General features: G+C 43.2%; 10 protein-coding genes. 6 read left to right on the top strand and 4 right to left on the bottom strand.

Going from position 1 to position 16263, the window contains the following annotated elements; translation table 11 throughout:
• Positions 1 to 68 precede the first annotated feature (68 nt).
• On the top strand, positions 69 to 2279 hold the full coding sequence (locus INT03_RS04210; protein ID WP_045443512.1) for a carboxy terminal-processing peptidase: 2211 nt from the start codon (positions 69 to 71) through the stop codon (positions 2277 to 2279).
• Positions 2280 to 2837: 558 nt separating this feature from the next.
• Here INT03_RS04210 and INT03_RS04205 read toward each other — a convergent pair.
• On the bottom strand, positions 2838 to 3323 hold the full coding sequence (locus INT03_RS04205; protein ID WP_045443514.1) for an FKBP-type peptidyl-prolyl cis-trans isomerase: 486 nt from the start codon (positions 3321 to 3323) through the stop codon (positions 2838 to 2840).
• 311 nt (positions 3324 to 3634) lie between these two features.
• Here INT03_RS04205 and INT03_RS04200 point away from each other — a divergent pair, with 311 nt between their 5' ends.
• Positions 3635 to 5638 (top strand): M61 family metallopeptidase, encoded by a 2004-nt coding sequence (locus INT03_RS04200; protein ID WP_193007762.1) that lies wholly within the window; start codon positions 3635 to 3637, stop codon positions 5636 to 5638.
• Positions 5639 to 5817: 179 nt separating this feature from the next.
• Here INT03_RS04200 and INT03_RS04195 read toward each other — a convergent pair whose 3' ends face one another.
• Both INT03_RS04195 and INT03_RS04190 read right to left on the bottom strand, forming a co-directional pair.
• Complete coding sequence (locus INT03_RS04195) at positions 5818 to 6633, bottom strand: DUF305 domain-containing protein (RefSeq protein WP_193007761.1); 816 nt, start codon at positions 6631 to 6633, stop codon at positions 5818 to 5820.
• Between the two features lie 265 nt (positions 6634 to 6898).
• Complete coding sequence (locus INT03_RS04190) at positions 6899 to 7525, bottom strand: pseudouridine synthase (protein ID WP_055123471.1); 627 nt, start codon at positions 7523 to 7525, stop codon at positions 6899 to 6901.
• 461 nt (positions 7526 to 7986) lie between these two features.
• Between INT03_RS04190 and icd the strand changes: the two genes are divergently transcribed.
• Positions 7987 to 9246: an NADP-dependent isocitrate dehydrogenase gene (gene icd, locus INT03_RS04185; protein WP_055123470.1), complete on the top strand. Its 1260-nt coding sequence runs from the start codon at positions 7987 to 7989 to the stop codon at positions 9244 to 9246.
• A 325-nt stretch (positions 9247 to 9571) separates the two neighbouring features.
• Here the strand turns inward: icd and INT03_RS04180 are convergent, their stop codons facing one another.
• Positions 9572 to 11791, bottom strand: a complete 2220-nt coding sequence (locus INT03_RS04180; protein ID WP_193007760.1) for an NADP-dependent isocitrate dehydrogenase — start codon at positions 11789 to 11791, stop codon at positions 9572 to 9574.
• A gap of 734 nt (positions 11792 to 12525) precedes the next feature.
• Between INT03_RS04180 and INT03_RS04175 the strand changes: the two genes are divergently transcribed.
• The 3 genes from INT03_RS04175 (at position 12526) to glyA (ending at position 16168) form a co-directional block, all read left to right on the top strand.
• Positions 12526 to 13884 carry a GNAT family N-acetyltransferase gene (locus INT03_RS04175; protein WP_193007759.1) on the top strand — a complete coding sequence of 453 codons (1359 nt, stop codon included), beginning with the start codon at positions 12526 to 12528 and terminating at the stop codon, positions 13882 to 13884.
• Positions 13885 to 13949: 65 nt separating this feature from the next.
• On the top strand, positions 13950 to 14453 hold the full coding sequence (locus INT03_RS04170) for a chorismate--pyruvate lyase family protein (RefSeq protein WP_193007758.1): 504 nt from the start codon (positions 13950 to 13952) through the stop codon (positions 14451 to 14453).
• A gap of 458 nt (positions 14454 to 14911) precedes the next feature.
• Positions 14912 to 16168, top strand: coding sequence for a serine hydroxymethyltransferase (gene glyA / locus INT03_RS04165; RefSeq protein WP_055123466.1), 1257 nt, complete (start codon positions 14912 to 14914; stop codon positions 16166 to 16168).
• Positions 16169 to 16263: the final 95 nt, after the last annotated feature.

The raw sequence follows: 16263 nt of genomic DNA, 5'->3' as shown, positions 1-16263 counted from the left end.
TGATTCAGTCACTTTTGATTTTTATAAAACAAATAATATTATTAACGTAAAATAACTAGGTATATATGATGAAAAAACAACCAGCACAGTGGTTACTCAGTGCAGCGTCAGTGGGCATCGCCGGTATTATTCTCACCCAGAGCTATGGCACGGCAATGGCCGACACCAATACTGAAGGCTTTGTACAAACCCCTGAACAAAAAGTCACCACTCGCCAAGTAGCCGCATTGCTGGATCGTAGCCACTATTTAAATCAGCCGCTAGACAGCAAAACGGGCAGCGAAATCTTGTCTATGTATATCGATAGCCTTGACCCAAACCATACGTTGTTTTTGCAGTCTGATGTGGATGAGTTTAAGAAAAAATACGCCGATGAATTTGGTGCTCGCCTCAAGCGTGGCGACTTGTCTGCAGGAGTAGAGGTCTTTGAACGCTATCGCAAACGCTCAAATGAGTATTTTGCGATGGCGAGCAAGATGCTAAAAACCGATATTGATTTGACGAGTGATGATACGATCGTGCTCGACCGTGAAAAACTCAATCATTTTAAAACCAAAAAAGAGCAGCGTGATTATTGGACGCGTCAGCTTAAGTTTCAGCTGATGAGTATTACCTTGGGTCAAGAAGATGAAAAAGCCAAAGAAAAAGTATTTCTGAGCAATCCAGATATTACTCGTGGACAAGACTTGGTGCGCAATGACCAACGTACACCAAGCGAGATTTTACAAAACCGTTTATCGCGACAGCAAGAGCAGTTTAAGCGTCTCACAAACGATGAAATCATGGAAACCATCTTAAATACGGCGATGCTGACTTACGATCCGCACAGTAATTATTACGCACCGATTCAGGCCAACGAATTGCAAATCCAATCTAGCTTGCAATTAGAAGGCATTGGCGTCTCTATTCGCCCTGATCGTAAAAACCCAGATTATACCCGCATCGTGACCTTGGTCGATGGTGGTCCAGCAGCCAAATCTGGTCAGATTAAACCCAACGATTTGATTATCGGTATTGCCAAAGATGGCGAGAACATGACAGATGTGGTTGGCTGGTCAACGCGTGAGATTGTGAGCTTGATTCGTGGTAAACGTGGCACATCAGTGACCATTAAAGTGCGTCAGCCAAATACCCCTGATGCCAGTGCCCGTAACGTGACGGTGGTTCGTGACATTATTCAACAAGAAGAGTCAGGGGTTACCCAGCGCGTGGTAGAAGTACAGCGCCCTAATATTGATAAAACGCCAAAACGCATCGGCGTCCTTGAGATACCAAGCTTTTATCTGAATTATCAGGCACGCCGTAACGGTGAGGATTATCGCAGCGTCAGTATCGATACCGAAAAAGCATTGAAAGCGTTGAATAAAGAAAATATTGATGGCCTCGTGGTTGATTTGCGCAATAATCCAGGTGGTTCATTGGATGAAGTAGCAAAAATGCTTGGCTTCTTTATCAAGAGCGGACCGATGGTGCAAATCCGTGACAATCGCGGCAACATTCAGGTCTACCGTGACGATGATGGCGGTGAGCAACTTTATGATGGCAAAGTGGTCGTTATTACCAACCTAGCGTCTGCCTCAGCCAGTGAGATATTTGCCGCGGCTATCCAAGATTATGGTCGTGGGCTAGTGGTTGGCAGTACGACAACGGGTAAAGGTTCAGCGCAGATTCAACTCGATAATTTGGCATTGGGTTCAGCCACTTTAACTCAGCGCAAATTCTATCGCATCACTGGTGGTAGTACGCAGAATAAAGGTGTGGTACCTGATGTAGAGTTGGTCAATATCTACGATGATGCCACTTTTGGCGAACGTGCGCAGAAAAAAGCGTTACCTTGGGATACCATCAAAACGGCGCCTTACAAGCCTGAAGGTAAGTTCACTGATACGACGCTGGCGACACTTAACCAGCAGTCTAAAATTCGTCAAGAGCAAAACCCACAGTTTGTTTATCTCTCAGCGCTAAACAACATTCGCGATATGGAAGATGAGAAAAAACCAATTCCACTGGATATCAATAGCCGCCGAGCTAAGATGCAGTTGATTGAAAAGCGTTCACTAGAGGCTGAAAATAAACGTCTTATTGCAACGGGTGAGCGCCCTTATGCCAATTGGAATACCTATCAAGCAGCAATGGATGCAAAATTTGAAGAGCGCAGCCGCATGAAAGCCAAGGAGCGTCCAGAGTTACCTGAAGACGAAGCCTTCATCAACGAAGCGGCCTATATTATGCTAAGCGCTGAACCCAAAGCATTGTTAAGCCCTGAAGAGAAGCTATAAACTGTCAATATTGTCAGCCAAAAAGGCTGTGATTAAAATCCATGTAAGCATATGCTTACATGGATTGACGTTTATACCTCTTACTAACCATGAGGCAATCTGCGATTATAACTGTACGGCACGATTGAACGAAAAGGTTCATTGATACTAGGGATTGGTATCTTAAAGGTCGCATCAGGGATAGGTGGTTTGCTGATTAAGGATGATAAGGCTGTATGCCTGTCAGTTATAGGATACTCCGGGATTAGGTATCATATAACGATAACATGGATGGTTAGTGATAAAAGCCGCATAACGCTTGTCGTTATGCGGCTTTGTTACGTCTGGACATTAGTAGTTTTTATGGTAGATTTTTTAGAGAGACATTGCTCAAGTTTAATATCACTGTAGAAGTAAATAGCGCTCAGCTTATAGATAAGTATATTTATATTAATATTGAACTTATCATAGAATAAGCATAAAAAAGGCCAGTAACCTTATCAGCCACTGACCTTTTTTGACCAAATGGCAGTCTTAATAAAGACTACCATTTAATATTTCACTATACTCTAGAAGAGATTAGTGCTCAACGCCACCAGCGCCATGGACATGACCATGGTTTAGTTCGTCTTCAGTTGCTGCACGTACTTCTTGGATTTCAACATCGAACGTCAAACGCTTACCAGCCAATGGATGGTTTGCATCAACGGTCACTTCTTTGTCATTTACTTCAGTAACGGTAACTAGCATTACTTGGCCGCCAGCTTCTGACTGAAACTGCATACCCGGCTGGATATCTTCAACGCCTTGGAAGTTATCACGTGGTACATGTTGTACCGCTTGCTCTTGATATTCGCCGTAGCCATCAGCAGGTTCAACAACAGCATTGACTTGTTCGCCAGCAGATTTACCTTCTAGCTGTTGCTCAAGGCCTGGAATGATGTTGCTGTGGCCATGCAAGTATGCAAGTGGTTGACCTTCTGGTGATTGGTCAAGAATGTTGCCTTCGTCGTCTTTTAGTGTGTAATTGAATTTGACGGCAGTGTCTTTTGCAATAATAGTCATAAGTTATCCTAAATATATCTATGTAAAAAATTAAATACGGTTGCAATAAACCTAAAAAATCCAATCAGCAAGCCAAATAGCCACGTCATTAGTCAATTATCATCAGTTTATTAAAGTAACTTTAGCAGTTAGCATCTTTAATTGAGATGGCTCATATAACTTTCAAGGTAAAAACAATAAAAAATGCTATTTTATGAAAATAAACACAGTTTTTTGTGGTTTGAAGACCGTAAATGGATATTCGGGGTTTGCCAGTTGCGTTTTTGGACAATGGCTTTTACCATAATGATATAAATAAGGATAAAAAAACAATGACTTCATTTGCCAATAATTCACGCAGTCAGCTATCAGATGCTAATACAATCAGCGATCACCATAAAGCTAAAGCTGATATCAATTATCGACTCAATTTCGAGCGGTTTTCTGAGCACTTGGTTGATGTGTCGCTCAATTTTACGGCAGTAAATGATGCACCTCAACTTTGGATGCCAGCGTGGATACCCGGTAGTTATCTGATGCGTGAGTTTGCGCGCAACATTACCGCGGTGCATTATAAGGTGTTAGACAGCCAGGTGCTAGATAGTAAAGCGTTAGACAGCCAAATCATGGATGATGATAATCATCCTAAGGTTTATCGCGCGCACAAAATAGATAAAAACACGTGGCAATTACCAAAAGCTAAGGCAGGGCAAGCCATCGGTGTCCACTATGAAGTGTACTGCTATGATTTATCGGTACGTACTGCCTATGTCGATCAGCAACGTTTGTATGGGAATTTTACCTCCCTGGCATTGGCTGTAGAAGGGCAGGAGCGTCGAGCTGTACAAGTCAGTTTAGCAGTGCCAGCAGCATTTTTAGCAGGTAAAGACGAGAGTCGGCTGCTATTGGCATGTGGGTTAGAGTCTACTCATCTACGCCTTGATGGGCAGCATAGCTATGGACTACAAGCAGACAGTTATCACGACCTTATTGATTACCCGTTTGAGATTGCAGAACAAGATAAGTTTGACTTTATTATTCAAGACAGTACGCATCAGACGCTACATCATCGTTTTTATCTCTCAGGTAAGCACAGCGCCAATATGGGCAGGCTACAGCAGGATATCACTCAGATCTGTCAGTGCTATTTAGATTGGTTGGGTAATGCGCCATTTAATGATTATACGTTTATGACCTTTGCCAGTGGTCAGGATTATGGTGGACTTGAGCATATCAATTCAACTAGTCTCATTACGCCGCGCCGAGACTTACCAACTCTTGATGAGCCAAAAATACCAAGCACCGATTATCAGCGATTTTTGGGCTTATGCAGCCATGAGTATTTTCATGCATGGTGGGTCAAAACGGTACGCCCAGATGTCATGTTGGATGTCGATTTGCGCCGCGAGGCATTTACACCACTGCTATGGGTATTTGAGGGATTTACTTCGTATATCGATGACTTTATGTTGCAAGCGTCGGGCGTGATTGATAAGCCAAGCTATCTCAAGCTACTGGCTGAGCAAATTAATCGTTACTATCAAACCGCGGGTCGCGCGTATCAAAGCGTTGCAGAGTCGAGCTTTGATGCGTGGATTAAGCTATACCGTAACGATGAAAATACAGGCAATGCTGGTATCAGTTATTACAACAAAGGCGCATTGGTGGCGTTATGTTTGGATTTGACGCTGCTCCAAAAGAGCAATGGTCGCTATCGTCTGTTTGATGTGGTCAAGGCTTTTTATACTCAAGCAAAGCAAAACGACAATAAACGCATTGGCATCAATAGTGCTGATATGGGTACAGTCATTGGGCAGTTCATGCCATTAGCGGATTGGGAAGACTTTGAGTATCGTTATGTCAATGGTGTTGAAGAGTTGCCAATTGAAGCGCTGCTGGCGGCAAACGGTATTAGCATGCATAGTAATAGCAAAGAGACGGCTGACAAGCATGTGCCTTGGGGCATGCGCTGTACTGAAACACCTGCTGGACTCAAAGTCAATCGCGTGACACGTGCTAGTGTCGCTGCTAGTGCAGGTATTTCAGCGAACGATGTCATTGTGGCGCTTGACGGTATCAAAGCTGACAGTAAACAATTGGCGTTGCTGAGTAATGTGGAGCGTGACATTGAGTGTCATCTGTTTCGCCGTGATGAGTTGATGCGTGTTAATGTGCTGCCTAAGGCGGCTGATGAAGCCATCGACAAAGCATCTCCGCATAAAGTGAGCTTGCACTTAACAAAAGCAAATCAATCGTCAGGAGTCAGTGATAACTCTTCTCCAGGCGATGCAGGCTGGCAAGCATGGCTTAACGCTATAGAGCGTTATCAAAGTTAAATACATTGCTAAATGTATTAATGTGAATGTACTTTTTCTCACTATTCTGTTCAATAATTTATTAAAAATAAAACCCCTGCCAAATAATATTATTTGGCAGGGGTTTTGTGTAATGACTGGCAGTCTTTTTCAAACGTAATAAAAATTAATAGGTAAGTCAGCGTTTAGTAATTCAGCACCTAAGAAGCAGCTTGCTCAGATTGTTGATGATTATCCGCTTCACTTGTGCCCTGTGCCTCTTTAGCCTTGTTATCGGTATTAGCATCTGCAATCCATTGTTGCATACGCGCAATCTCCATCTGCTGACCATCGATGATATCTTGTGCCAATTGACGCATCTCTTCATCAGTACCATATGTCAGCTGAATGTTTGCCATCTCTACCGCGCCAATGTGATGCGGCAACATGCCACGTGCAAATGCCATGTCAGGCACAGGATCGGCGATACCCAATACCATCTCGCCATTTAAGACATCCATGCTTCTGGCATACGCTTGCTGCATCGCTTCAGTATTGGGTTTAGGTTTGGCTGTATCAGGGTGGCTAGCAAGCCATTTATTCAAAATATCGATTTCAACTTGCTGAGCGGCGATAATCTCTTGTGCCAATTGACGCATCTCTTCGTCAGTACCATATTTCAGCTGAATTTTTGCCATTTCTACGGCACCGCGGTGGTGTCCAAGCATCGCTTTAGCAAAGGCTGTATCAGGATCGTTATAACCCATACCGATCATCATCTCATCATGCATTCTAGTCATCGACCGTGTATAGTCTCTGAGTATGTCAGTCATTTGACTCTCATCCGCGCTGTTTTCGCCAGCTACTAGGTCGTTATCAGCGTCAACGTCATTTGGAGCATCGACGATATCAGTCACAGGTGGGGTCGTTGCATTAGGGTCTGTGTCATCGTTGTCTTTTGTCGGCTTACAGGCGCTCAGTATAAGCGCAGTAGAGACGCTAGTGGCCAACAAGATCCAACGATGAGAAACAAACATAACATATCCCTATAATAAAAAATCAAATAATAAGTGGATGAGACTTATGATACCTAAATAATGGTGTTCTGAAGCTTAGCAGATAAACCTTGCTCGTTCGAGACGCGATGTTTAGCAAGTCGTAATTGGTTTTAATTGCTATCAAAGCCAATGACTAAGACGTATTCTTATTTAAAAAAGCTGATAGAAATAAGGATATGCCCTAATAAGCAGATGCCAGTCACGAGCAATCAGCAATGAGATACCAGTAGATTGATAGTAATAATTAATCGAGAATGCCTAATTGCTGACAGCGTTCGCTAGTGAGATGAATGCGCACAAACTCACCAACGGCTAAATCACCCAATTCAAACCCTGCCACTGACCAGCGTATCAAACGCAGGCAAGGCAGTCCAACCTGCGCTGTCATACGTCTGACTTGGCGATTCTTACCTTCATAAATCGTCAGCATGAGCCATGAAGTCGGTACATTCTTACGCTCACGAATAGGCGGCTCACGTTGCCATAAATCAATGGGTAAGTTTGCCTCTTCTACCATGAGAGCCGTCGCTGGTAGTGTCTTGCCATCTTTTAAATGTACGCCAGAGGCAAGCTCATTCAACTGCGCTGGCGTTGCTGTGCCTTCAACTTGAACCAAGTAAGTTTTGCCCTGCTTATGACGGTTTTTTGCAAAATTAGCAGCAGAAGGTGGCTGGGTAATGGCTTTATTGACTCGACCATCACTCGTTAAAATCAGCAAGCCCTCTGAGGTGGCATCAAGCCTACCAGCAATCCGTAAAGACTTATCGGTAAAATACTGTGATAGGGTGGTGTGATCATTGTTGCTGTCATCACGAAACTGACTTTGCACCCCATAAGGTTTATTGAATAAAATCAGACTAGAGGTTGACATGGTTTGGGATTTCCTAAATTTGAATCATTATTTTGTGCGTATTTTGAGGTTAGAGCGTGTCCTCAATTCACCATTTTTAAAACGAGGACATGCCCTAATAAAACGTTATTTTTTTAAATCAACGCTATAAGCTGCAAATTTGTTGATTTTATATAAAGTATCTTTGTTATTTTGCGCGTTATTATAACAGTCTGTGTGGATGCTATTTTACTAAAGGGATTTTTACAGTATCGTTAAGTCAATAAATCGTTAAGTCAATAAATGATTATTCAGTGCATCACTATTTTACTTATTCATTTTTTAAACCATTTATCAGCATATCGCAACTTACCTATTGCTCAAAGTTTTTAGTTTGGCTAGCCCGCGTTTAAAGCGGTATAAATAATCATAATAGAGTGGCTAGCATAACAGAGTGCTAAGGATGCTTGCGATATCTAACATACAACCAAGGAGTTTTATCCATGTCTTATGAGAAGGTTATCGTCCCAAGAGACGGCGAAAAAATTACCGTAAATGCTGATCTTTCGCTAAATGTACCCAATCATCCTATTATCCCGTTCGTTGAAGGCGATGGCATCGGGATCGATATCACGCCGGTCATGATAAAAGTGGTCAATGCGGCAGTGGAAAAAGCTTATCATGGCAAACAGTCCATCATTTGGATGGAGGCTTATCTTGGCGAAAAAGCCGCTAAAATATATGATGGTGACTATCTGCCAAGCGAGACGCTAGAGATTTTAAAAGACTATGTTATCAGTATCAAAGGCCCATTGACCACGCCAGTTGGCGGTGGTTTTCGCTCATTGAATGTAGCGGTACGTCAAGAGCTTGACCTCTATGTGTGTCAGCGCCCAGTTCGCTGGTTTGAAGGTGTACCAAGTCCTGTTCAGCATCCTGAGCTGACAGATATGGTTATTTTCCGTGAAAATTCAGAAGATATCTATGCAGGTATCGAATGGAAAGCGGGCAGTGAGGATGCTAAGAAAATAATCAAATTCTTAAAAGAAGAGATGGGCGTTACGAAGATCCGCTTCGATGATGATTGCGGTATCGGCATCAAGCCAGTATCCAAAGAAGGCTCGCAGCGTCTGGTACGTAAAGCCATTCAACATGCTATCGATAATGATTTGCCCAGTGTGACTTTAGTGCACAAAGGCAATATTATGAAGTATACCGAAGGCGCATTTAAGGAATGGGGCTATGAGCTGGCCGCAGAACGCTTCGATGCAGAATTATTAGATGGTGGTCCTTGGATGACAATGAAAAATCCAAAAACAGGCAATGATATTATTATCAAGGATGTTATTGCTGATGCCTTTTTACAGCAAATCTTGATGCGTCCTGCGGATTATTCAGTCGTTGCGACGCTAAACTTAAACGGTGATTATATCTCAGATGCCCTAGCAGCCGAGGTGGGCGGTATTGGTATCGCACCGGGCGCTAACAAAGGCGGTGCAATTGCAGTTTATGAGGCAACGCATGGCACAGCACCTAAATATGCGGGTCAGAATAAAGTAAATCCTGGCTCATTGATTTTATCAGCTGAGATGATGTTACGAGACATGGGCTGGACAGAAGCCGCTGATCTCATTATCAGTGGTATCCAAGGTGCGATTGCTAATAAAACGGTCACTTATGACTTTGAGCGCCTCATGCCAGATGCTATCTTGCTCAGTACTTCTGAGTTTGGTAAAGCGGTTATCAAGCACATGGATGTTTAAAAAGTATATAGAACTGAGTCAGCAGTTATTAGAATTTTATAGTATTGATAAAAGTATCAATATTCACAAAAGTATCGCTGAACATAGCAATGTCAAAAAGCCACCTAAAGTTATGTAGGTGGCTTTTTTATTGGCAGTTTTTTGCTGTTTATCAGTGATATTTTAAAAGTAACGTTTTAAACATACTATCTTATGTTCAAGCATAAAAAACACCGCTTAAGTCTGATACCTAAGCGGTATTTTTATTTTGCATAACTGGGTTCAAAAGTCTTTATAAGTAAAGAAAATTAAGCCCAGCTGTCTGCTGTATTAGCACACAACTCAATTACAATGAGGCGATTGCTGCATTGAATAGCGTGCTTGGACGCATCGCTTGTTCAGCCAATGCTTCGTCTGCCAAGTAGTAACCTTTTAAGTCGACAGGCTTGCCTTGAGCTTCATTTAGCTCTTTGACGATAGCAGCTTCGTTGCTCTCAAGCTTTTCTGCCAGTGGTGCAAATTTTGCTTTAAGATCAGCATCTTTATCTTGTGCCGCAAGCTCTTGTGCCCAGTACATCGCCAGATAGAAATGACTACCACGGTTATCGATTTCACCTGTTTTACGTGAAGGACCTTTATTGTTTAACAACAGTTTTTCTGTCGCCGTATCTAGCGTATCCGCCAAGATTTGCGCTTTAGCATTGTTATCGTGACTGGCCAAATGCTCCAAAGACACGGTCAAAGCTAAGAACTCACCCAATGAATCCCAACGTAAATGGTTTTCCTCTAACAACTGTTGAACGTGTTTAGGTGCAGAACCACCAGCGCCCGTTTCAAACAAACCGCCGCCTTTCATGAGTGGTACGACTGACAGCATTTTTGCACTTGTGCCAAGCTCTAGGATTGGGAACAAGTCAGTCAAGTAATCACGTAAAATATTACCAGTCGCAGAGATAGTATCCAGACCACGGGCAACGCGCTCTAGCGTATAACGCATCGCACGAACCTGTGACATGATTTCAATATGCAGGCCTGTAGTATCATGGTCTTTTAAGTAAGTTTGAACTTTTTTGATCAGCTCGTTTTCGTGTGGACGGTAAGGGTCTAGCCAAAAGATAACAGGCGTATCTGATTCACGAGCACGGCGTACCGCAAGTTTTACCCAATCTTGGATAGGCTCATCTTTAACCTGACACATGCGCCAGATGTCGCCGTTTTCAACCTGCTGCTCAAGCAATACCTCATCAGTATCTTCGTCGACAATACGAGCCAATCCTGAACCACTCGCCTCAAAAGTCTTGTCATGCGAGCCATACTCTTCGGCTTTTTGCGCCATCAAACCAACGTTAGGAACCGTACCCATCGTCGTTGGGTCAAAGTTACCATGCCATTTACAGAAGTTAATCATTTCTTGATAGATACGCGCAAAAGTAGACTCAGGCATGACCGCCTTACAGTCATACATTTTGCCATCAGCGCCCCACATTTTACCGCCTGAGCGAATCATTGCAGGCATAGACGCATCAACAATCACGTCACTTGGCGAATGAAAGTTGGTGATGCCTTTTGATGAATCAACCATCGCTAGGCGTGGACGATGCACTTGGCAAGCATGTAAATCGCGTTCGATTTCTTCACGTTTACTGGCAGGTAGCTCAGCGATCTTTTCGTACAAACTTGCCATGCCGTTGTTGACGTTGATACCTAGCTCGTCAAAGAAAGCACCATGCTTATTAAAGGCATCTTTATAATAAGTTTTGACCGCATGACCGAACACGATAGGATGCGATACTTTCATCATCGTGGCTTTTACGTGCAGTGAAAACAAGATACCAGCTTCGCGGCAATCTTCCATTTCACGCTCATAAAACTCAAGTAGTGATTTTTTGCTCATAAACATTAAATCGATGACTTCTTTATCCAGCAAGGCAATGCCTGTTTTGAAGACATGAATAGTGCCATCTTCAGCCACGCGTTCCATACGTACGCTACGTGCTTTATCTAAAGTGATAGATTGCTCACCAGCATAGAAATCGCCACTGTGCATGTGCGACACGTGGGTCTGTGACCATTGCTTCCATTCACCCATAGAGTGTGGATGCTTGCGTGCATAGTTTTTAACCGCTTTTGGTGCACGGCGATCTGAGTTGCCTTCACGCAATACTGGGTTGACAGAACTGCCCAAGCTTTTGCCATAACGCTTACGGATCTCTTCTTCTTCTTCTGTCTTAGGATCATCTGGAAAATCAGGGATAGCGTAGCCTTTGCTTTGCAATTCTTTGATACAAGCTTTTAGCTGCTGAACAGAAGCACTGATATTAGGCAGTTTAATGATATTGGTGTCTGGATCTTGAGTCAGACGACCCAGCTCAGCCAGATTATCAGGAACGCGCTGCTCTTCCGTTAAGTACTCTGGAAACTCAGCCAACACACGGGCAGCAACAGAGATATCGCTGGTTTCAACTTCGATGCCTGCTGTTTGAGTAAAAGCTTTTACAATTGGTAAAAATGATAAGGTTGCTAGCGCTGGTGCTTCGTCAGTTTTTGTATAAATAATTTTAGACATTAGTTGGGCATTCCTTTTAGTTGTAATTAATAATAAGGCTCAAATATAAGTTAATAATTCCATGCAGCTCTGACGTAATAATGGATCATGCAACGATACTAAATAATGTGTCGCGAGTTTTTTGTAGCCAGTTTCTTGAAAACCATCGAGTCTGCTTAGAATTTTTCTTCGTTAAGCGGCAGTTTGACTGTCTTGTCTGAACGACCTGCTCATATGAATGACTTAAAAATAGAGTGCGGACGCTACATCATAGTTAACTGATTATAAATCTGATACGATGTCAATATCGCATAATGAACTAAGTGTAGTGTTTTCGGTTGTTTCTAATATGTCTTAATTACATTAAGCTGTTAAGAGCCTTATTCTACCAGTCATCGATAAAAATTTCATCCTTTCTATACAAACACTGCCTGCTAATATTCGTCATAAAACAATGAATAATACAATCATTATTCAAAAAACTGCCAGTCATATCATAGATATGAGTCACGACTAAGTGATTCTTACTCTTCTGTCAGACATGAGCTGACAAACCAAATTATCTATGTTTTTAGAGATGATTTTACTGGGGTAGCTTTTATTGTCGAGAGCGCATTGTTATCTATTTTATTCGTAATATCTGAAAATTATGAGAGCATAATTGTGACAGAGTTTGAGTAGAATTTTGCTAGGCCAGTCATATACGAAACAAGGTATAAAAAACTACGCCCATATAAAAATAAATAGTGAGTATTATGAGTTTACAATATGCATTACTCAATGACACCAGCTGGCAGAGTCAAACAGACTGGCAAACCCCCGATACCCCTTTTATGTCGTTTGCTTTTTGGCAAGCGTTAGCCGACACTGGCGCGATTGGTGAGCAGGCAGGCTGGTTGCCGATATTTGTGTTGGTACATCGTGTCGCAGATAGTCAGAGCGACAGCTCGATAGACCACGCTGACCATAGCGAAAACCATTCTGCGATTAACGAAGCTGCGCAAACAGTCGCGCATCCTGTGGCGGTGTTGCCAGTATTCCTCAAAGGTCATCACCGCGGCGAGTTTGTGTTTGACCATTCATGGGCAGAAGCCTATGCGCGCTATGGGGTGGATTATTATCCAAGGCTGGTCACCAGCGTGCCCTATACACCGATTACGGGTCAGCGGCTTTGGTTGGCAAAAGGTGAGACGTTAACCACCGATATTATAAAGACAGCTATCGCAGGCATCGATGATATTGCTCAGCAAGTAGGTGCCTCAAGCTGGCATGGATTATTCATCACGCCTGAATTGGCTACAATTGCCACGGCATCTATGCCTACGGATATTGATATAGCGCATTTGCTAGCCGCTCAAGATAATGGTTTAGAATCAACCGCAATTGACATGCCCATACTGGAACGTCAAGGCTGCCAGTTCTTATGGCAAAATAAAGACTTGCTACAAGACTGCCAACCGTTTGCTGATTTTGAAGCATTCTTAGCGACGCTAAAAGCCAAAAAGCGCAAAACCATCCGTGCTGAGCGTCGTAAGGTTGCTGAGCAAGGCATCATTTGCCAACGTAAATGCGGTGCCGCTATTACTGACGAGGACTGGAAAGCCTTTTATCATTGTTATGTGATGACCTATGCAGTACGTGGACAACAGCCTTATTTGACAATAGATTTTTTTATGGCACTGGCAGCGACTATGTCTGAGCACTTAATGCTCGCACAAGCGTTAGATGCCTCTGGAGAAATTATCGCCAGTAGCTTGTTTTTATACGATGATCGCCATAGCGAAAATGCCACTCTTTATGGTCGCTATTGGGGGGCACTGGGTGAGTACGACAGCTTACACTTTGAGCTGTGTTATTATCAAGGTATTGAGTTTGCCATCGAGCAAAGGCTTAAGTATTTTGATCCGGGTACGCAAGGCGAGCATAAGCTGGTTCGTGGTTTTATTCCAACGACGACACACTCTATCCACCGTATTTATGATCCACGTTTTGTGCCAGCTATCGCCAATTTTTGTGCCCAAGACCGTGCGCATATGGCGCAGTATCGTCAGCAAGCGTTTGAGGCATTGCCCTTTAATGCGGATAATATGCCAGCCTTTGATATCAATCAATAGTCTTTGCTTAATACGCCTAACGCTCGCTTTCTTTTTTATTATTATGTCACTATTAGCCGTTAACTATGTCCAGTACTCAATTTTTTTGTCCTACCCATTTGTCTCCTCCTAGTGAGCTACTCTCGTGGCTCAATGTCGCAGGCTCTCTCACGGCGGTGTTGGAGGTGAAAGCAGGGCAGCCCTTGCGCGTGGAGCGTAGCTTTGAGGGCTACCGATTGCTGTCATTGGCACAAAAAAAACAATTGAATGTCACAGGTGCCATGCTAAATCGTCCCATGCTAGCATGGGTGCGTGAAGCGCAACTGTATGGTAATGACGAGTATCCGTGGGTGGCCGCGCAAAGTATCTTTCCGTTACCCAGTCTCAAAGGTCACGCCCGCCGTTTACAGCAGCTCAAAGGTACACCCATCGGTTATGTGTTATTTAAACGCAGTCGGACTTTGCCCAATCAGCGTTTTATCCAGCAGACAAGTGAGGGCTGGCAACGGCAAACACGTTACGATTGGTATGGTCGCCAGCTGCTGATCAGCGAAACTTTCTTGCCAGCATTTGTCACTACTGACAGTTAAATATCCGTTAAGTAGCCAGTCAATAGATAAAGATTGCTACTAATCTGCTGACCAACAACAGGCTAGGAGCAATATGATAGCGGTAAACCATTTATTTTATTGGCTATTTATCTGCGTTATATCACCATTTAATTCACTCAGCTTACAGTGAGGTTTTTTTGCGCTCACCGCACAAATTTTCATGTTACACTTAATGTTTAGCGATGATTTTGATGCCAGCGCGTATCGAGTTTATTGCCGAATTGGACAAGTTAATGACAGGCCTATTGCCTCTGCTTACTCCTACTTATCTTTGCTAATAGACTCAATTCACAATAATGGTCATACCATAAAACTGAGCGTAAAAGTACCACTGGTACTTTGAGCGACGTTGACACAGTAATTGTTTTATTGTGGGCAGCCTATAAGCTTCTTTTCAACGACATTTTTCAATGACAGTCACTACCTAGGACATCACTATGTTTAAAGATATTTCTATCAAAGATTTTGATCCAGTACTTGCTGAAGCGATGGCTGCAGAAAGCGTTCGTCAAGAAAACCATATCGAATTGATTGCGTCTGAAAACTACTGCTCGCAAGCAGTGATGGAAGCGCAAGGCACAGATCTAACCAACAAATACGCTGAAGGCTATCCTGGTAAGCGTTATTATGGTGGTTGTGAGCATGTAGACGTTGTAGAGCAATTGGCGATTGATCGTGCAAAAGAGTTGTTCGGTGCTGAGTACGTCAACGTCCAGCCACATTCTGGTAGCCAAGCAAACTCTGCCGTATTTTTAGCGTTACTTGAAGCAAATGACACCGTACTAGGCATGAGCTTAGACGCAGGTGGTCACTTGACTCACGGCGCACACATTAACTTTTCAGGTCTGAACTACAATGCCGTACAGTACGGCTTGGTCGAAGGCACTGGTCTTATCGATTATGACCAAGTTGAAAGTTTGGCAAAAGAGCATAAGCCTAAAATGATTATTGCTGGTTTTTCAGCGTATTCACAGGTAGTCGATTGGGCGCGTTTCCGTGAAATCGCTGATGAAGTTGGTGCTTATTTGCTAGTAGATATGGCACACGTTGCTGGTCTAGTTGCTGGTGGTGTTTATCCAAACCCAGTACCGTTCGCTGATGTGGTTACGACGACTACGCACAAAACCCTACGTGGCCCACGTTCAGGCATGATTTTGGCGCGTGATGAAGTACTTGCTAAAAAGCTCAATTCTGCCGTATTCCCAGGTAACCAAGGTGGCCCGTTGATGCATGTCATCGCGGCAAAAGCGGTTTGCTTTAAAGAAGCGTTAGAAGATAACTTTTCTACTTATCAGCAGCAAGTGGTCAAAAACGCTAAAGCGATGGCAAAAGTGGTTCAAGACCGCGGTTATGAAATCATCTCTGGTGGTACTGAAAATCATCTCATGCTGATCAGCCTTGTTAAGCAAGAAATGACGGGTAAAGAGGCGGACAAATGGCTTGGCGATGCGCATATTACTGTGAATAAAAACGCCGTACCAAATGATCCAAAATCTCCGTTCGTGACGTCTGGTATTCGTATCGGTACGCCAGCAATCACTACTCGCGGCTTCAACGAAGCGCAAGCGGGTGATTTGGCAGGTTGGATTTGTGATGTACTAGATAGCCGCGGTGATGAAGCCGTCGCTACTGAAGTACGCGGTAAAGTAGAAGCGATCTGCAAAGAGCTACCAGTTTACGAAAAAAATCAGTAAGCCGTTTCTCTTTATTTTAGCCAGCGCTTGTTAAGCGTTGTATAAAGTAAAAAACCGCTTAGCGTTTGCTAGGCGGTTTTTATTTTTTTAATAAA

The sequence above is a fragment of the Psychrobacter sp. PG1 genome (assembly GCF_014897815.1).
In the GTDB taxonomy this organism is placed as follows: domain Bacteria; phylum Pseudomonadota; class Gammaproteobacteria; order Pseudomonadales; family Moraxellaceae; genus Psychrobacter.
The sequence above is the reverse complement of the archived record's forward strand: the minus strand, read 5'-3'. Positions and strand labels throughout refer to the sequence as shown.